Annotated in this window: 15 protein-coding genes and 1 pseudogene; 2 read left to right on the top strand and 14 right to left on the bottom strand. The window is 54.3% G+C overall.

Going from position 1 to position 17,800, the window contains the following annotated elements; translation table 11 throughout:
- Positions 1-189: 189 nt before the first annotated feature.
- The 8 genes and pseudogenes from REIFOR_RS05585 to REIFOR_RS05550 form a co-directional block, all read right to left on the bottom strand.
- Positions 190-2,373 (bottom strand): annotated as a pseudogene (locus REIFOR_RS05585) (M4 family metallopeptidase); the annotation flags it as partial.
- Positions 2,374-2,855: 482 nt separating this feature from the next.
- Positions 2,856-5,786 carry a GEVED domain-containing protein gene (locus tag REIFOR_RS05580; RefSeq protein ID WP_158524298.1) on the bottom strand — a complete coding sequence of 977 codons (2,931 nt, stop codon included), beginning with the start codon at positions 5,784-5,786 and terminating at the stop codon, positions 2,856-2,858.
- A gap of 730 nt (positions 5,787-6,516) precedes the next feature.
- Complete coding sequence (locus REIFOR_RS05575) at positions 6,517-7,188, bottom strand: cupin domain-containing protein (protein WP_100256615.1); 672 nt, start codon at positions 7,186-7,188, stop codon at positions 6,517-6,519.
- A 194-nt stretch (positions 7,189-7,382) separates the two neighbouring features.
- On the bottom strand, positions 7,383-7,814 hold the full coding sequence (locus tag REIFOR_RS05570; protein WP_100256614.1) for a CBS domain-containing protein: 432 nt from the start codon (positions 7,812-7,814) through the stop codon (positions 7,383-7,385).
- 24 nt (positions 7,815-7,838) lie between these two features.
- Positions 7,839-8,189, bottom strand: coding sequence for a RidA family protein (locus REIFOR_RS05565; RefSeq protein ID WP_100256613.1), 351 nt, complete (start codon positions 8,187-8,189; stop codon positions 7,839-7,841).
- 128 nt (positions 8,190-8,317) lie between these two features.
- Positions 8,318-9,913 (bottom strand): bifunctional UDP-sugar hydrolase/5'-nucleotidase UshA, encoded by a 1,596-nt coding sequence (gene ushA / locus REIFOR_RS05560; protein WP_100256612.1) that lies wholly within the window; start codon positions 9,911-9,913, stop codon positions 8,318-8,320.
- Positions 9,914-10,289: 376 nt separating this feature from the next.
- Positions 10,290-11,510, bottom strand: a complete 1,221-nt coding sequence (locus tag REIFOR_RS05555) for an MFS transporter (protein WP_100256611.1) — start codon at positions 11,508-11,510, stop codon at positions 10,290-10,292.
- A 185-nt stretch (positions 11,511-11,695) separates the two neighbouring features.
- Positions 11,696-12,025: a hypothetical protein gene (locus tag REIFOR_RS05550; protein WP_100256610.1), complete on the bottom strand. Its 330-nt coding sequence runs from the start codon at positions 12,023-12,025 to the stop codon at positions 11,696-11,698.
- Between the two features lie 208 nt (positions 12,026-12,233).
- Here REIFOR_RS05550 and REIFOR_RS05545 point away from each other — a divergent pair, with 208 nt between their 5' ends.
- Positions 12,234-12,863: a rhomboid family intramembrane serine protease gene (locus tag REIFOR_RS05545; RefSeq protein WP_100256609.1), complete on the top strand. Its 630-nt coding sequence runs from the start codon at positions 12,234-12,236 to the stop codon at positions 12,861-12,863.
- Here the strand turns inward: REIFOR_RS05545 and REIFOR_RS05540 are convergent.
- Entirely contained in the window at positions 12,860-13,759 is a 900-nt protein-coding gene (locus REIFOR_RS05540; protein ID WP_227003771.1) for an acyltransferase, read from the bottom strand. The two genes, REIFOR_RS05545 and REIFOR_RS05540, sit on opposite strands and share 4 nt — an antisense overlap.
- Before the next feature lie 141 nt (positions 13,760-13,900).
- Here REIFOR_RS05540 and REIFOR_RS05535 point away from each other — a divergent pair, with 141 nt between their 5' ends.
- Entirely contained in the window at positions 13,901-14,617 is a 717-nt protein-coding gene (locus tag REIFOR_RS05535) for a sulfite exporter TauE/SafE family protein (protein WP_100256608.1), read from the top strand.
- Positions 14,618-14,679: 62 nt separating this feature from the next.
- Here REIFOR_RS05535 and REIFOR_RS05530 read toward each other — a convergent pair whose 3' ends face one another.
- From REIFOR_RS05530 to moaD, 5 genes are read right to left on the bottom strand one after another with little or no spacing between them, the layout of a single operon-like run.
- Positions 14,680-15,714 carry an ATP-binding cassette domain-containing protein gene (locus tag REIFOR_RS05530; protein ID WP_100256607.1) on the bottom strand — a complete coding sequence of 345 codons (1,035 nt, stop codon included), beginning with the start codon at positions 15,712-15,714 and terminating at the stop codon, positions 14,680-14,682.
- Positions 15,711-16,382 (bottom strand): molybdate ABC transporter permease subunit, encoded by a 672-nt coding sequence (gene modB, locus REIFOR_RS05525; protein WP_100256606.1) that lies wholly within the window; start codon positions 16,380-16,382, stop codon positions 15,711-15,713. The genes REIFOR_RS05530 and modB overlap by 4 nt, the downstream gene beginning before the upstream one ends.
- Positions 16,379-17,104, bottom strand: coding sequence for a molybdate ABC transporter substrate-binding protein (gene modA, locus REIFOR_RS05520; RefSeq protein ID WP_100256605.1), 726 nt, complete (start codon positions 17,102-17,104; stop codon positions 16,379-16,381). The genes modB and modA overlap by 4 nt, the downstream gene beginning before the upstream one ends.
- A complete protein-coding gene (gene moaE / locus REIFOR_RS05515; RefSeq protein WP_100256604.1) occupies positions 17,098-17,547 on the bottom strand; it encodes a molybdopterin synthase catalytic subunit MoaE in 450 nt (149 codons plus the stop codon). The genes modA and moaE overlap by 7 nt, the downstream gene beginning before the upstream one ends.
- Entirely contained in the window at positions 17,544-17,792 is a 249-nt protein-coding gene (gene moaD / locus REIFOR_RS05510) for a molybdopterin converting factor subunit 1 (RefSeq protein WP_100256603.1), read from the bottom strand. The genes moaE and moaD overlap by 4 nt, the downstream gene beginning before the upstream one ends.
- Positions 17,793-17,800: the final 8 nt, after the last annotated feature.

Genomic DNA, 17,800 nt, shown 5'->3' with positions numbered 1-17,800 from the left:
GGTCGCTGCAAATTCGGTATAGCGGGCCTGATCCAGGTGCCGATATTGCCAGGACCAGGTTGCCCCTGCCGGTACCGACTCACTGCGGTTCTCAAACTGCACCACGGTGCTATCCGCTACCACGCCATAACTAAAGGCGACCATTGGCTCGGGCATAGGGTCCGGCTGGGTCACCAGCGTCACACGATAATCCTCATACTCGCCCATGCTTGCTCGACCGCAGGGCCGGGAAGCACTGGCCCAATCCATCAGCACGCGCAATCGGGTGGTCTGGCCCTTATTGGCGGGGCTCCCACCGGTCAGATCGATGGCGCCCGTAATCGCGCCCTGACTTCGGGTCTCGAGTAGTGTCTCGCCCGGATCGCTGAAGTCGTGATCGCCGTTTAGATCGGCAAACACCATCCAACGGCGGAAATAGAGATCATCGTTTGGGGTAAGGATAATGCTGTTTTCGCCTGCCAGGTTCAGCGTCAAGGGAGGCTCTGCGGTATAGTCGGCATAACCGCCCGGCTCGGTCTCCGACGCCGCCATGGCCATACCATTGAGGCTAACTTGGCGAATGTAATCGGCTCCATCGCCAGATCCGCTTGGGATGCAGTAGTCCGATGCTAGATCAATTTCTCTCAGAAAGTCATCTTGCTGGCTGGGCGCTTGGGCTCGAAGCCGAACGACGAGGCGGTCAGCACCCGCAGCGGGCAGGATATCGACCGTGTCCGCTAGCCGCTGGGTTACCTGATCGATGCTGCCATCATCGCCCAGATCCCAGTCATAGACCGGGCTGGTGCTTGTACCGACGGAACTGGTATTGCGCAACTGCAATCCATCGAACACACGCTTATAGTCAAACAGGGCTACCAACTCGGTGTCGCTGGTGGTCATAATATCGACCTTTGCAAAGGCTCGGATCACCGCGTAACGAATCGCCTCGGCGTTCCAGTCGCTCGGTAATGCGCTGTTGTGGGCGCGAAAGGTAGCCGCCGAGTCCACGATGCATTGGGCCGCACTCTCGTACTGCATAATTGGCACCCAACAGTTGGCAGCGGCGGTCAGCCAGAGGTCAAAGCCGATCAAGGGCGTCCAGCCACGCGCTGCGTTGTCGGTCACCAGATGGAAAAACGCGCGATTAAAGGGACCTGCCAGATGATGGCCAGTGACCTGGTAATGCCGATCCTTGGGCGTATCGATCGACTTACCATCGAGCGACGGTTGCTCAAAATAGCGCGCAGCGTCTGCCAAGGTGGGCTTGAAGGTGGCGGCGGCATATCGCCAATCATTTTGCTGAAAGCTTTGCTGCGCTATGGCGTATTCCGTTGCTTCGCCAGCGATGTCGGCAAAGGACTCGGCGATGCCCATCGATGTGCCGCCCCCCTGGCTCAGCAGGCTGTAGTGTTCCAGTACCGCGTGGGCCAGCTCATGGCCGAGTGTATCGGGTGCAACCTTGGGGTAGAAATAGCGTGCGCCGTCGCCCAGCGCGATAAACTCGCCATTCCAAAAAGCGTTATCGACATAGCCATAGCGAGCCTTGACGATTAAAGGTCGACCGATCTCATTGAGCGGCCCCTTGGCTCGGGTGATGGCAAAGTTGGCGTACAGATTGAAGGCGACTTGGGCGCTGTAACTGGCATCGTTCAGCGGTGAGTAGGCGCCAGTCTGGTTCGAGAGATCTTGCTCGTGTCGAGCCTGTTCATCCGGGCACGGATACCGAAAGGCGGTGCTGGCGTCTGTGCCGTTCAGCACCTGGACGTTGTTCTGCCAGGAGCCGTCTTCGGGCGCAATACCCAGGGTGCAATCGGTGCCGCTGCGGGTGACCAGAAAGGTGCCGGCGCTGAGGGCATCGATGGCCTGACCGACCCAGGGGTATTGCTGCGGCCCGGTCATCAGGTTACCGCCTGGGCCGCTGCCGGCTTGGGACCCATAATGTAGGCTATCCTGCACGGCTAAAATTTCGCCACTGAAGGCATCGATCAGCAGCTGAGGTCTTAGGTATTTACCTGTGTCCTGATGCTCTGCATAGAAGGATAGGCGGAAAACCTGTCGCGCCTGGCCGGCAATAATGCTGATTAACGATTGTTGCGCCCATTGGCTAATCGCCCAGTCGCCTTCTGCCGCTAAATTCTGCAAATAGTTTTCTACGATGTCGTGCGGCTCAAACGGCACGGACACCTCAGCCCATTGGGCTGCATGCTGATTGTGCAGTGCCAAATCAGCATCCAAGTCGTCATACACGGTCCCGTACAGGCGAATAATTTTGCCGGTCTTATCGAGATAAACGGCAACAACCGAGTCCGCCACATCGACACCCTGATAGGTCTGTTGCAACTGCCGAAAATCAGGCGCGACAACGTCTGATGTCACATCACGGAAACTTACCATGGCTCTTGCACCGAGGTAATCAGATACCCGCTGGGCTAGGCTGCTGGCCGACCATGATACGTCTCCATAGGTTTCTTTACCGGCCTGTTCGCCAGAGACCACTGGTGACAACCTCGAGAGAGGGGTCGCAGAAAAAGTGGCCGCAGAGGTTAACACCAGACCCATTAAAGGGATGAGTTTGCAAAACTTGTATGTGTTTTTAATATTTTTTTTAAGTAATAACATGGGCACCTCAATCCAATGTGTAATACAGAATGAGTTAAATACTTTTATATAAATTCGCACAAATAATCCTGTATCGATCGTTAAACCATGGCCAAACCACCTCGATTGGCCAGGGCATTAACCGATCACAACGATACGAAACTTCAGTTCAGGTGTAACGGCTTAGGTGGCGCATTATCTATCCTTGCATGCTGTCGGGTGAACTAACTCGGTTGTCCGAATCCTCTGGACGGTTACGATTCAGGCGAGCAATGATTCTAACTCTGCCGTTCCGAACCGCGCACATGCCAGTCGATGCGCAGCAATAGCAGCCAGAGGCATAACGGCAGTGCGAAAATTACAGCGCCGACTTTCGGTAACCGATTACGATCGAGTATTTTTTGTTGTTGGTAGAGAGTTCCGTTCTGACTAATAGACAGTGTAACGATTATTTCTTGTGTATCTTTGGGCAACCTGGCGACATTATAAGTATGACGATGGCTCGCTTGAAAACTGCTCATCTCACTGATTTGGCCATCGCCGTAGTTCCATGCCCACTGAGCGCTGTCCAGATAGTGATTGGAATGATTTATCAAGGTCACATCAGCCGACCCAGGACTTACCTCTATATCAAACTCCAGTTCCGGATTGGGTTGGGGTTTCGGATCGGGTTGGGGTTGGGGTTTGGGTTTCGGATCGGGTTGGGGCTCCGGATCGGGTTGGGGTTTCGGATCGGGTTGGGGCTCCGGATCGGGTTGGGGTTCCGGATCGGGTTGGGGTTCCGGTACATTGATGGCCTGTTCTGCTTGAACTTCCCGGCCATCCGCTAAAGTGAGCATCAGTAACACGCTGTAGTCACCGGCCTGGCCGAAATCGAACCGAGCCCCGTGGGTCGCTGCAAATTCGGTATAGCGGGCCTGATCCAGGTGCCGATATTGCCAGGACCAGGTTGCCCCTGCCGGTACCGACTCACTGCGGTTCTCAAACTGCACCACGGTGCTATCCGCTACCACGCCATAACTAAAGGCGACCATTGGCTCGGGCATAGGGTCCGGCTGGGTCACCAGCGTCACACGATAGTCCTCATACTCGCCCATGCTTGCTCGACCGCAGGGCCGGGAAGCACTGGCCCAATCCATCAGCACGCGCAATCGGGTGGTCTGGCCCTTATTGGCGGGGCTCCCACCGGTCAGATCGATGGCGCCCGTAATCGCGCCCTGACTTCGGGTCTCGAGTAGTGTCTCGCCCGGATCGCTGAAGTCGTGATCGCCGTTTAGATCGGCAAACACCATCCAACGGCGGAAATAGAGATCATCGTTTGGGGTAAGGATAATGCTGTTTTCGCCTGCCAGGTTCAGCGTCAAGGGAGGCTCTGCGGTATAGTCGGCATAACCGCCCGGCTCGGTCTCCGACACCGCCATGGCCGTACCATTGAGGCTAACTTGGCGAATGTAATCGGCTCCATCGCCAGACCCGCTTGGGATGCAGTAGTCTGGTGCTAGATCAATTTCTCTCAGATAGTCATCTTGCTGGTTGGGCGCTTGAGCTCGAAGCCGAACGACGAGGCGGTCAGCACCCGCAGCGGGCAGGATATCGACCGTGTCCACTAGCCGCTGGGTTACCTGATCGATGCTGCCATCATCGCCCAGATCCCAGTCATAGACCGGGCTGGTGCTTGTACCGACGGAACTGGTATTGCGCAACAGCAATCCATCGAACACGCGCTTATAGTCAAACAGGGCTACCAACTCGGTGTCGCTGGTGGTCATAATATCGACCCTTGCAAAGGCTCGGATCACCGCGTAACGAATCGCCTCGGCGTTCCAGTCGCTCGGTAATGCGCTGTTGTGGGCGCGAAAGGTAGCCGCCGAGTCCACGATGCATTGGGCCGCACTCTCGTACTGCATAATTGGCACCCAACAGTTGGCGGCGGCGGTCAGCCAGAGGTCAAAGCCGATCAAGGGCGTCCAGCCACGCGCTGCGTTGTCGGTCACCAGATGGAAAAACGCGCGATTAAAGGGACCTGCCAGATGATGGCCAGTGACCTGGTAATGCCGATCCTTGGGCGTATCGATCGACTTACCATCGAGCGACGGTTGCTCAAAATAGCGCGCAGCGTCTGCCAAGGTGGGCTTGAAGGTGGCGGCGGCATATCGCCAATCATTTTGCTGAAAGCTTTGCTGCGCTATGGCGTATTCCGTTGCTTCGCCAGCGATGTCGGCAAAGGACTCGGCGATGCCCATCGATGTGCCGCCCCCCTGGCTCAGCAGGCTGTAGTGTTCCAGTACCGCGTGGGCCAGCTCATGGCCGAGTGTATCGGGTGCAACCTTGGGGTAGAAATAGCGTGCGCCGTCGCCCAGCGCGATAAACTCGCCATTCCAAAAAGCGTTATCGACATAGCCATAGCGAGCCTTGACGATTAAAGGTCGACCGATCTCATTGAGCGGCCCCTTGGCTCGGGTGATGGCAAAGTTGGCGTACAGATTGAAGGCGACTTGGGCGCTGTAACTGGCATCGTTGAGCGGTGAGTAGGCGCCTGTTGGGATCGAGAGATCCTCTTCATGGAGCCCTTTTTCGTTGCACGGGTAGCGATAGGCGGCACTGGCGTCTGTGCCGTTCAGCACCTGGACGTTGTTTTGCCAGGAGCCGTCTTCGGGCGCAACACCCAGGGTGCAATCGGTGCCGCTGCGGGTGACCAGAAAGGTGCCGGCGCTGAGGGCATCGATGGCCTGACCGACCCAGGGGTATTGCTGCGGCCCGGTCATCAGGTTACCGCCTGGGCCGCTGCCGGCCTGCACAGAATAGTTCAGGCGATTCAGTTGCTGCAGGATAATGTGACTATCCGGATCGACATCAAGGGCCGGTCGAACAAAACGTTGTTGACTGATATTTTCAGCATAGAATTCAACTCGTTCAACACGCCTAACCTGCCCTGCAATGGACACAAATGCAGGGCTTTGCACGAGCTGGCTGATGGTCCATTGGCCCTGATCGGTTTGAGGGAGCAGAACATGGTTGGCAAGCCATTGTGCATCAGCAACCCAGGCTAATTTATTGGCGGGTGATATGGCTTTGGCAGCGGACCTGTCGCGTCGATTGGCTTGACGTTTTAGTGCCTGGCCAACCCCGTCTAGAACCTCGCCGTAGACCTGACTCACCTTACCGTCATCTGATAAGCGCACAGCAAGGATTGCAGCGGAAACGTCCACTCCGGCGAATACCTGCTGCAAATGGACAATATCTGGTGAAGTATAGGAGGGGGTTATGTTGCGAAACTGTACGTTTGAATCTACCCCAAGAATGTGGCGTACTTCTTGATGGAGAGTTATTTCTCCTAGAACGTCTCGGTCCGATGGGTAAATAGCTTCCGGATGGTTTTGGTATGGGCCAGTCTGATGGATCGGATTAAGGTTGGACCCGACCGTTATTGATACGAATACGAAATAAAGGACAAAGAGAAATATCCAGGGCCTTAAGTCAATAACATCGATAGATAGAAGACAGTTTTTGCCAGCAATAGGTTCCATCCTTTTTGTCCTTGATTTTCCATAATCAGTTCAATAAGAATATCTATCACTAAAATCAGATACTTTTTTGCTGGTCTTTGTGTTTTTTATAATTGTGAAATAATTCTAATACCAAGGGTTGTGAAAAAACGTGAAGTATATCTAAATATTTATTATTCTTTGGACACCCCTGCTCCAACCTAATATGGTTTATCCTTTTCCTTAAAACAGAATCAACTTAAAACGCGACAGTATAGGTGCAAAATAGGGTGAATAATTTTGCGTCGCGTTGATGCCCAACTTCTTCCGAAGCAGTTGGTCGTAAAAAAACTACAAACATCAAGACCTGATAGGCCAAGGCTGCCAATATTTTTTTGCCACCAGCGCCTTGAAATGTTTCACTCAGAAACAATTTTTGTTTACTCTGAAATTGCTACAGCAAATGCCCCACCTTAACAAAAATCAGCGCGCCTTCATCCTGGGTAAAAGGCGTATGTTGACTTAGGTGTGGTGACCGTATCCAAGAGCCGGCCGGATACCGTCCGTGTTCGTCATGGAACACTCCCGACAAGACAAATATCTCTTCCCCGCCCCAGTGTCGGTGGGTTTGAAATAGGGTATTGGGTGCCCACTTAACCAGCGCCACATGCTCACCTTCAAAGTCGTGCAGCGCCATTACGGTCAGACCCTCAACCAGACCTTGCCGCCATGGCACTGCATGGGTATCAATATGCTTTTGCTCGGTGTCACGCGCGTCAAATTGATTGAGCTTTACCAAGATGGTCGCGCCGGCTGCGCCGATGATCGGCGTGTGGGAGGTGCCGACGGGATTGCGCACATAGGATCCGGCCGGGTATTCGCCATACTCATCGGCAAAAACACCGTTGAGCACGAAGAACTCCTCACCGCCGCCATGGACATGCGCCGAAAATTGACTATTTGGTGCGTAACGCACCACCGTCGTGGCGCGCGCGATTTCGCCACCGACGCGATCCAGCATCATTCGATCAACACCCGGCAGCGGTGACGCTTGCCAGCGGTAGTCTTCAGGCCGAACAATGGCCGGCTGACTGAAGTCGCCGTGAATCAAGGTATCCTGTGCCATCGTATTCTGAGTTCCAGCTTTCAATTATAACCCCTGCATGCGAAGTAAACGTTGAGCAAATAGATTGCCGCCAAACAATGGGCCAATGGCTAGGCCGAATGGTTCGCCATATAATTTTCATCAAACACCTTGGCCTCAGTCTAGGCTTAGCAGGCGAATGTTCTGGCTTGATTACGAGCAAGTCACTGCGCCGATCACTCGGCGGACTCAACCTTAGGCTCCGCCGGTCTCGCCAACATGCGTATTAGATCGCGCCATGTCACGATACCAACTGCCTTACCCGCATCGTTAACAATTGGCAGGCAGGATATAGGATGCTGGTTCAAGACATCGATAGCGTCGCGAATGCTAGCGTCTTGGTGCAAGGTGATCGGATTGCGGGTCATAATCTGGTGCACCATTTTTTTTAAGCAGGCTAGATCTCTGGACGTCGCATCAAGGCTGTCAACGTCTGGGCTGAGTACTCTTAACAGATCACGGTCTGACAGTACGCCGGATAAATTACCTCGATCCACCACCAACAAATGATGAAATTCGTGTTCATCGAACAGGTATTTTACATGACTAACTTTGTCATCCATGGTTACGGTGACGATATGTTTGGTCATAAAACTATTAACTTTCATACACATCTCCGGTGAGGGGGTCGATTAATCTGCTACCGCTGCCACAAAGGCCATCTCGACCAGATAGGCCGGATTGGCCAATTCGACTTTCAGGCAAGCCCGACTGGGTGCTGAGTCTGCCGGCAACCAGGCCGACCAGACGTCATTGAGGGCACCAACATTGGCAAAGTCAGTAATATAGATCGTCACTGAGATGAGCTGGGACTTATCGCTACCCACCTTGGCCAATGTTTGTTCGGCCTGGGCCAATAACTGTTGCATCTGGCCGGTCATATCTGCATTGGCATCATCGGCAACGTCGACAAAATAGGCTACGCCGTTAAACACCGTAATGTCAGACCAACGTGCGCTGGGGTTGATGCGTTGAATGGTCATATTAGCTTCCAATCGATTCAATAGTTAGGGATGGGCCTTTCGCCCTAAAATGAGGCATATAAAAAAACCGGGCCTAAGCCCGGATCAGTTTAGCATTTAGAGTACTTTGTACAATCGTCCAGTCTAAATTACATCCGCTCCAGGCTGCCATCGGGTTCGAAATCGGACACCGACAGCGGGCTGTTATTTTGAATGTATTCAACCAACATATCGGCATCCACAAACCCCGTGTTAACAAAGTTAGCGTGGTCGCTAATTTTCGGATAACCGTCACCGCCGGAGGCCATAAAGGAATTGACCGCGATGCGATAAGATTGGTTCATGTCGATGGCCTTACCGGCCACGGTCATGCGGGTGATTTTGCCTGCAACGGTACGGATCTCGGCCCCTGAAATCTGCGCAAACGCGCCGCTACCCGCGGCCATATTCACTGCGGCGGTCAGGTACTCGGTTAGTTCTTGACCGGAAAAATCCACATAGGTCAGGATATTCGCAAAAGGTTGAACCGTTAAGACGTCCTTATAGGTAATTTCACCCGCTTCCATGTCGGCGCGAATGCCACCGGAGTTCATAATACCCACATCGGCCTTGGTCTTGACCATCTGTGCCTTGGCAATCAACACGCCGAGATTGGTGGCACTGTTGCGCACGATATTGCGGTCACCGACAAAGAGTCCGTCGGATTGGCCAATCACAGTACCCAGTGCCGCACTGCCCTGCTTCTGATAGGAGGACAACATGGCCAACATGCCCAAATCTTGCGCAATTTCGGCTTCTTGCAGCACATAGCTGCTGTTGCCGGCATCGTCCTTGACCCTATCTTTTAGATTGACCGGGATCAGTTTGTAATCGTAACCGGTAATATCGCCATTCTTAATAACCAAATCGAGTCGACCAACATACTTGCCCCATTCATGGGCTTGCAGTATCAGGGTATTGTTTTGCACATCTGGCTTGAACAGCGGTACTTGACTGTGCCCGCCGACTATTACATCAATGCCCGAGACGGCCCGCGCGAGCGAGACATCGCCCGGTGCATTGCCACCGAAACTGGCGTCGTCGTAGTGGCCCATATGGGTCACGGCGATCACCAAATCGGCTTTCTTATTCAAAGCGGGAATCAGTTTTTCGGCCACTTCTATGGGCGTTTTAAATTCAAGGTCAGAGATAAACTCCGGATTACCGATCTTTTGCGTGTCTTCGGTCGTGAAACCGACCACGGCAATGCGGTTACCCTGCACTTCAAACATCTGATAGGCGGGGAATAGAGTCTTATTAGTGCCTTTTAAGTAGATATTGGCCGACAAAAACGGGAAGTCTGCCCATTCGGCCTGCTTCATCAAGACTTCACGTGAGTTATCAAATTCGTGATTACCAATGGCCATGGCGTCATAGCCGAGCATCGTCATACCCTTAAAGTCGGGCTCGGCATCGAGCAGGTCCGACTCCGGTACACCGGTATTAATATCACCGCCGGATAACATCAGTACGGACCCGCCTTGCGCTTCAACCTCCATGCGGATGCGTTCGACTAAGGTCATTCGTGCCGACATGCCATACTCGCCGCGGCTGTTTTGCCAAAAGCGACCGTGATTGTCATTGGTGTGTAATAGGGTTAAGCGGTATTCCTGATCGGTGACATATTGGGTCCCGGTGCTGGCACAGCCAACTAATATCAAGGAAGAGGCTAACAGGCTCAGGGGGGCTACAGTCCATCTTTTCATGCTGAATCTCCAGGTAAGGAATTTAGTGATATGGTCGCGCCATCCAACCTAACAAGGCCGAATAGGTCACGGGTCATTCAAAAAAATTATCTCGCGCTACGGCTCAATCAAAAAGTACTCATGAATTCCAACCCCGCATCACGCTGCCGTTCAGCATTGGATTGGGCTGAACGGCGGCGCAAAAACTCCGTTTACAACGGTTATTGTCCGCCGCACACAGGGAAGAGGCCCGACCAACTATTTAGCTGACCGTTTGTTCAGATTGCTTAACTTGAGCCAAGCATAGATTCATGTCAAGCCAGAAGGGTATTTTACCGAAAATTTGTGAAGAAATGATGAACGCTGCGCTTTGCCAGCGTTCAGGACATTCGCGGGACTAGGCCAGGGCGAGCTTCGCCGGCCGTTCTTGGATGGGCCAATGCAGGGCCGCGGCGACCAGACCCAATACAATACCTAAGTACCAGATGCCATCATAGTTACCGTAGTGTTCGTAGAGGTAGCCTCCCAGCCAGACGCCGCTAAAACTGCCGAGTTGATGGCTGAGGAAGACGAAACCATACAGAAAAGCCATATAGCGGGTTCCGAAGAAGGTAACGACCAGACCCGAGGTGGGGGGGACGGTAGCCAGCCATAGGAAGCCCATAGCAGCACTAAACATAAGAATACTAGTCAAGGACACCGGGATTAAGACAAAGGCCGATATGGCAACCACCCGTGCCAGGTAGATACCCGCCAAGATCAGATGTTTGGGTCGCTTACCACTTTGCACGCCGGCAATATAGGCGCCAAAAACGTTGAACAGGCCAATAAGGCTGATACTCCAGGCGCCCACCTTAGCTTCAAAGCCTAGATCGAGGAGATAGCTGGGCATATGGACGGTAATAAAGGCGATGTGAAAACCGCAGACAAAAAAACCGAACACCAACAGGGTGTAAGATCGAACCTTCAAGGCACTGATCAGGGTCGACCAGAGTGATGGCTCAGCAACCGAAGGCCCGCCCGCGGATGGCTTGACTTCCCGACTGCCACTGAACGGCGCCAGGGGAATGGCTAAAAGCGCCATCACAAAGGCTGAAGCGGCGAGAATTTTTAATGACGGATACATGCCGAAGGCTTCGATCAGACCCTGCATCAAGGGCACAATCAAAAATTGGCCAAAACTGCCCGCGGCAGTACCAACCCCCAGGGCCCAGCTACGCTTGTCTTCTGGAACGGCGCGCACAATGGCCGGTAACACGATACCAAAGGAGGTCCCGGCAATTCCGGCACCCACCAGAAACCCAGCCGTCAGGATGATCTGCCATTCGGTCTCAGCCACCGACATGCCCCACATGCCCGCGGCATAGAGCACCACGCCCGCGACAATAACCTTTAGGTTACCAAAGCGGTCGGCCAGTGCTCCGGCAAAAACGGCGACCACGCCCCAGGCGAGGTTTTGCGTGGCAAGGGCGAGTGATAGCACATCTCGCCCCCAGCCTCGGGCACTGCTCAACGGTTGTAAAAACAGTCCAAAGCCGGAGCGATAACCAATTGACAGCATCAGTAATAAACAGGCGGCCAAGAGCACTCGGCGGTATTCGGTTTTACTGAGATTCATCGTGGTTCTATCCAAAAAGATCGGGGGGAGGCAGCATACGCCGGTTTACACAAAGATGACACGAAAGGACAAGGTCTATAAGGAATTATCGGGCGTTATGCGGGGTTTACAGGGCGTCGACTCAAGGGCCCGTTACTGTAAAGAAGGAGTGGGTCGAGTCGTTACTGACTGGAGCTGCTAAACCGTCAGCTGGTCGACTCTTCCGACCAAACCCAGCGCACAGGTTCGCCGAAATCGTCGAAAATCCAGGTTTTCTTTGGTTTGCGATGCTTAACTAAGGGTTTTTTTTTTGACTGTTTCCGCGCATCAATCGCCGCCACGACATCGGGTAAGGGTGTGCGAGACAAGGCTTTTTCACCTTCGGACGTTTTGAACGGGTTGATCCAAGGCTTATCCGGAGAAAGTCCACTCTTCCCGCGTTCCACCTGGCTAATATTTCCACCATGGGTCAAGAAGGCTGCGACTTCGTCGGCCAAGTCGGATTGAATATCGTGTTTGCTGCGTGTGCTCTTCATATCGGGTCAATTTTGCCATCAAACGAAGCAATACTGTAACACTAATGGGGACCAATTTCGACTAGCAGGACACAAACTGAGAGATTTACCGCCCCTGCCCAAAGACCGCATAAAGCAGGGTAGGTTTTGCGACTCGAACAGGGTAGATTATCAACTGATTTTTGCGCTAACTCGGCCCTATGGCCCTATATGCCTCTATGGACCCCTTATGATTTTGAAGTTTCGAACAGGTTTTCGTGTTACCCCGGTATTGTTAAGCCTCAACCTGCTAATGTTTTTAGCAGTGGTGGTGCTCAATGGCAACTTTTCACAGTTTTCCGCGCAGAGCTTGCTGGCACTGGGCGCTAACTATTCCAATTTTGTCGTACAGGGCGAGTGGTGGCGATTTTTCAGCAGCATATTTTTGCATCTCGGCCTGATGCATTTGGTCTTCAACAGCGCCTCCCTGTTTGTCTTGGGCCGGTTTATTGAGCCCCTCCTCGGGTCAGCGCTTTTTCTGCTGGTGTATCTGGCATGCGGTTTGGCGGGCAGTTTCGCGAGCTATCTGTTTAATCCAGGCGTGATCAGTGCCGGTGCCTCTGGCGCCATCTTCGGTCTATTTGGTATTTTTGTCGCGGTGCTGCTGAGCAATATAGTGCGTCCGGACCTGCGCAAGGAATGGCTGAAGAGTATTGGCGCGGTGTTGGCGATCAACTTGGGCCTAGGCCTATTTCTGCCCATCGATAACTCGGCCCACCTGGGTGGCCTGGCCTGCGGTGTTCTAATGGGTCTGCTGCTGTTGCCGTGGATGCGCAGCCGCCTGCGCAGACTGCTCAATAACGATTTAACTCTACGCTAGGCGCTCGGGCGGCTTTTGAGTTCGGCTATTTGCGCGTCCTTGGCCAACCAAAGCTGGTGTAACCAAAGCTGGAACGCTTTTTTGTCATCGCGGTTATCAAGATAATCCATGCTGATAAAGGCAGCCGGTATCTCCACGTGCCGCATACGGATCGACACCCTACCGACTCGACCGCAAGCCAGATCCCAAAAGCTGGGCGGCTGGTTTTGGTACACGATGGTGGTGTCGATCATCGATGAAAATCGCGCACCCAGAGCTTGGATCGCAAAGGCGATACCACCGGCCTTGGGCCGCAGCAAATGCTTGTAGGGGGACTTCTGACGCGCCTGTTTGTCCGGGCTAAAACGAGTCCCTTCGAGAAAGTTAACGATGCTGGTTGGGGTGTGGGAGAACTTCTCACAGGCTTTGCGGGTCGCGATCAGGTCATCATTGGCCTTTTCTGGATGTTTGGCTAGAAAAGCGCGCGAGTGGCGCTGCATAAAAGGATAGTCCATCGCCCACCAGGCTTGGCCGACGATCGGCACCTTGGCCAACTCTTTTTTGATAAAAAACTTTAACAGGGGAATTTTACCCTGGGTGACATGGAACAGCGCAAAGATATCGACCCAACTCTGATGATTTGAAACCACCATGTACCACTGGTCGAGTGACAGCTCCACTTCATTCTCAATGTCCCATTCAATCCGCTGGACGTTTCGCATCCACCAGAGGATCACCCCCAGCCAGACATTAGCAACACCGATAATGGCCGGGTTAACCAGCTTAACTCGCAAACGTTCTGACAACACCAGGCGCCAGAAGACACAGGTAAAGACAAAAATACCGATAATCAAGGTATGAACCACCAGCAACAGCATGGCAATCACACCCATAAAATTATTAAACACTGCTTTCACGCGCACACTCCCCTTTGTGGGGGAAGGTTTTAACGATTTGTTTAGCAAGATGCAACCACTTTATCGTTTGCAGGGATGAACAACCGTTGTACCAGTTCGGGATCGAGGCTACCCTAGCTTTTTTTTCAGGCAGTGATCCCGATGTTCGATACCCTCTGGTGGCTAACCGCTGCTGCGTTATTTTTAGGCTGCGTGGTTCAAACGGCACTAGGCTTTGGCATGGCGGTGGTCGCGGCGCCCATTATTGTGCTTTATCGCCCCGAGTGGGTGCCGATCATTCTCACCATCGTCGCCTTGGTCCTGAGCCTGCAGAATGCTTGGAACCAACGCAGCGGCATCGAATGGCGCTTTATTAGCCCCGCGATGATCGGTCGGCTCCCAGGTACTTTTGCTGGTGCCTGGATCCTGACCCTACTACCAGTGCAATTGCTGCAAATTTTAGTTGCCGGCATGGTCTTTGTAGCGATATTTGTGACCGCCTTTGCCAAGCCGTTCCCGGCCACCATGAGCAACCTCTCCATTGCCGGCTTTATTTCCGGCATTACCGGCACCACCACCTCGATCGGCGGCCCGCCGATCGCATTGGTGATGCAACACGGCAAGGGCCATAACACCCGGGCCAACTTGTCGATCTACTTCGCCTACAGCTGCATTACATCGTTGGTCAGTTACCAAATGCTGGGCCTGATGACAGCCAATCTGTGGCTCACGGGCCTGTCTTTTATACCCGCTGCCGGACTGGGTTATCTGTTGGGTAAGTCGGCCCGGCCTTGGGTCGATCGTCATTACCGGCCAATGCTACTAATGATATGCTCATTTTCGGCGTTGATCGCGTTCTATGGCGCGGTGTTTCACTGAGGGTAGAGGCACAGCCGGGGGTACATGCAGGGCATCGATATCAATCGAAGAGCAGCGACTGATCAGTGTGCCTGGCCGTGCCACTGCACGGCGGCCGCTTTAAATTCGGCAAACACCGTCTGCCCCACAACCAATTCCAGGCGCTGCCGGGACCAGAGTGAGATGGTCGCGCTAAAGCGCTGTTGGTCCAGCCGCAAGCCAACCACAACGCGCTCACCGTCGATTGACACCAGACTGTCCACCGTTGCCTTGAGCCGATTGACCATTGAGGTCTGATGTTGATCGCCTAAGGCGATACTGATTTCAGATGCCTCAAGACTGATACGGGCATTGCCCGGCTGCCAGCACTCGGGCACGGCCAAATACAGCGATTGCCTATCGACCAGAACGGCCAGAAAACCCTTAGTAAGCTGCTCTGCTGTGCCCGACAGGGTGGTCATGCCGCCCTCGCTGCTAACCCGATTGAGTTGATCGAATAGATTCGGCTGATAACTGCCGGTTAGCTGATCCACTGAGTAGGCACTGTCGCACAAGATCCGTTGCGGGCTGTCATGATGGCTGGCGAGTAGCAGGCCCGCACCGGTGCGTCGACAGTAGTCGGCAACCACGTCACAGGCTCTTACTCTGCTCAGGGCATCGAGCGCGGCAAAGGATTCGTCCAATAAGAGCCAAGCCGGTTGACTCATCAGGGTGCGCAAGAGCGCAACCCGCTGCTGTTGACCGCCGGACAGCGCAGCACAGGATTGTTGCCACAGATCGGTCAGATCCAAGGCCTCGGCCCATTCCCGCATCGGTAAGGCTTGGCTATTGGGTCGAAACCGAGCGCCGAAGTGCACCGTCTGCTCGACCCGATGGTGGGCAAACATCACCTGCTGCTGATGCACCAGGCTGCAGGGCGACTGCCAGGCTCGGCCGAGCGTTTTTCCGGCGATATCGATCTGCGCTTCGGGCATGTGATCTAGGCCCGCTAGCAGACGCAACAATGTGGTCTTGCCGGCGCCACTGGCACCGAGCAAGGCAACCCGTTCACCGGGTGCAAATTGGCCTTGGAGGTCGAGTTGTTGGCCACGCCAATGGCCCTGAATGGAAAACTTCATCCGCCAATCCTCACGACACTCTGATGATTCCAGCGATAGAGGCAGAACAATACCAGCAACGAGCTCAGTACCAGACCAGCGGCCAACTGATGGGCCAGCGCATAGTTCAGGCTTTCAACCTGATCGAACAGCAAAATAGACAGCACCTGGGTCTGACCCGGTATATTGCCACCGATCATCAGCACCACACCGAATTCGCCCACCGTATGGGTAAAACCCAACACCGAGGCGGCGATGAGGCCCGGCATCGCCAGCGGCAGGCGAATAGCCCAGAAGGTTTGCCAAGGATGAGCGCCCAGGGTGTGCGCCGCCTCGGCGATAAGCGGCCCCTGGCCTTCAAAGGTCCGTTGCAGCGGCTGGACCACGAACGGCAAGGAATAGGCCATCGAACCGATTACCAGCCCCCAGAAACTAAAGGCCAGACTCTGACCAAATAACTCAACCCAAGCGGCCCCGATGCGACTGTTGGGCGACATAATCAGCAGCAGATAAAACCCCAACACCGTCGGCGGTAACACCAATGGCAAGGCCACTAAGGATTCTATCCAGGGTTTAGCGCGCGAGCGCGTTGAGGCCAGCCAAGCCGCCAGCGGCAGACAAATAAGGAGCAACAACAGGGTTGTGGTGCCGGCCAGGCGCAGGGTGAGTCCGATCGCATCCAGAATCATGGCTCAACTGGCTCCCCATTGCCCGGTTCACGATAACCCATGTCGCGCAGCATCTGGATCGCTTCGGTGCTTTGTAAAAAGGCGAGGAGCCGCCGAGTTTGCTCGGAGGCGCGCAGCACTATGACCTGTTGTTCCAATACCGGATAGAGCGTTGGATCGATGGCCTGCGCCCCGGGCAGATCTTGGGCCACTGAGGCCGCGGTTAGACCCACCGTGGCTAAATTAAGACTGAGATATTGGCGGGCTTGGCTAACATTATTGGCCCGTACCCGGGTACCGCTAAAGCCCAACCGATCCAATAGCTGATCGGCGGCGGCACCATAGGGCGCTTGCAGCGGATTGGCGATAATCACTCGGCCGGCGTAGTCATGCAGATCGTCTAATGTCTGGACCGCAGGGTCCTGGGTGACCAGCACCAGAGCACCCAGGGCATAGGTTGTGACACGGTCCGCAGGCAGGCCCAGTGCATCGCGCAAGTGTTGTGGATGGGCTCGATCCGCGGCAAAGAAAACATCAAAGGGCGCGCCCGCCAAGATCTGCTGAGACAGCACTCCGGTTGAGGCCGAAACCAGTCGCATCGACTGGCCCGTAGCGGTACTAAAGGGCTCACTCAGAGCCGACAATACCGGCTTAAAACTCGCGGTCACCGCCACGGTCAGGGGCGCCTCGGCCCAGACCCCAGCACTCAACAGCCAGCCACAAAATAGCAGGCGCACTACCATTGGTCGGCCTTGTCGGCGTCGCTGAGCTTGGCCTCGAGCCAATGTTCGCCCCGTTCGGTGTTCTCTTTCTTCCAGATCGGCGCTCGGGTCTTGAGCCAATCCATAATAAATTGTGCACCGGCAAAAGCGGCGTCCCGATGAGGACTGGCCGTGGCGACAAAGACGATCTGCTCGCCCGGAGTCAGTTGCCCGACCCGATGAATCACCCGCACCCGGCTAAGCGGCCAGCGCGTTTGCGCCTCGCTGACAATAGCCATCAGGCTCTGTTCGGTCATCCCGGGATAGTGTTCCAGGGTCATGGCATAGACCGCCTCACCCTCGTTGAGATCGCGCACCCGGCCGACAAAAAACACCACGCCACCGTCGGCGCTGTTGTGCGCACAGATACGGTCGTATTCATCTTGCACCGAAAAATCGGCCGTCTGCACGGCGATATGAATCATCCGCCGGTCACCGGTGGAAACAGCGCCACCTCATCACCGACCTGCAAGGTCAGGTCGCCATTGACCAGGTTCTGATTGACCGCAAGCAACAGGTTGCGTTCCAAAGCCGTCTGCCAATGCGGATATTGGCCAATGAGAAAGGGCTTGAGTTGGGCCAGGGTCGTGACATCGGCGAGCGCAACCTGCACCTCGGCGGTGGCCAATTCTTCCCGCAGACGGGCAAAAAATTTCACTGTAAAGGTCATCTTAGGAT

Source organism: Reinekea forsetii (assembly GCF_002795845.1).
Taxonomy (GTDB): Bacteria; Pseudomonadota; Gammaproteobacteria; order Pseudomonadales; family Natronospirillaceae; genus Reinekea; species Reinekea forsetii.
This window is presented reverse-complemented; position numbering and strand designations above follow the sequence as displayed.

Coding starts and splice junctions, on each gene's coding strand:
- REIFOR_RS05575 (WP_100256615.1), bottom strand. CDS start 7,188: ATGGCACAGGATACCTTGATTCACGGCGACTTCAGTCAGCCGGCCATT.
- REIFOR_RS05570 (WP_100256614.1), bottom strand. CDS start 7,814: ATGAAAGTTAATAGTTTTATGACCAAACATATCGTCACCGTAACCATG.
- REIFOR_RS05565 (WP_100256613.1), bottom strand. CDS start 8,189: ATGACCATTCAACGCATCAACCCCAGCGCACGTTGGTCTGACATTACG.
- ushA (WP_100256612.1), bottom strand. CDS start 9,913: ATGAAAAGATGGACTGTAGCCCCCCTGAGCCTGTTAGCCTCTTCCTTG.
- REIFOR_RS05555 (WP_100256611.1), bottom strand. CDS start 11,510: ATGAATCTCAGTAAAACCGAATACCGCCGAGTGCTCTTGGCCGCCTGT.
- REIFOR_RS05550 (WP_100256610.1), bottom strand. CDS start 12,025: ATGAAGAGCACACGCAGCAAACACGATATTCAATCCGACTTGGCCGAC.
- REIFOR_RS05545 (WP_100256609.1), top strand. CDS start 12,234: ATGATTTTGAAGTTTCGAACAGGTTTTCGTGTTACCCCGGTATTGTTA.
- REIFOR_RS05535 (WP_100256608.1), top strand. CDS start 13,901: ATGTTCGATACCCTCTGGTGGCTAACCGCTGCTGCGTTATTTTTAGGC.
- REIFOR_RS05530 (WP_100256607.1), bottom strand. CDS start 15,714: ATGAAGTTTTCCATTCAGGGCCATTGGCGTGGCCAACAACTCGACCTC.
- modB (WP_100256606.1), bottom strand. CDS start 16,382: ATGATTCTGGATGCGATCGGACTCACCCTGCGCCTGGCCGGCACCACA.
- modA (WP_100256605.1), bottom strand. CDS start 17,104: ATGGTAGTGCGCCTGCTATTTTGTGGCTGGCTGTTGAGTGCTGGGGTC.
- moaE (WP_100256604.1), bottom strand. CDS start 17,547: ATGATTCATATCGCCGTGCAGACGGCCGATTTTTCGGTGCAAGATGAA.
- moaD (WP_100256603.1), bottom strand. CDS start 17,792: ATGACCTTTACAGTGAAATTTTTTGCCCGTCTGCGGGAAGAATTGGCC.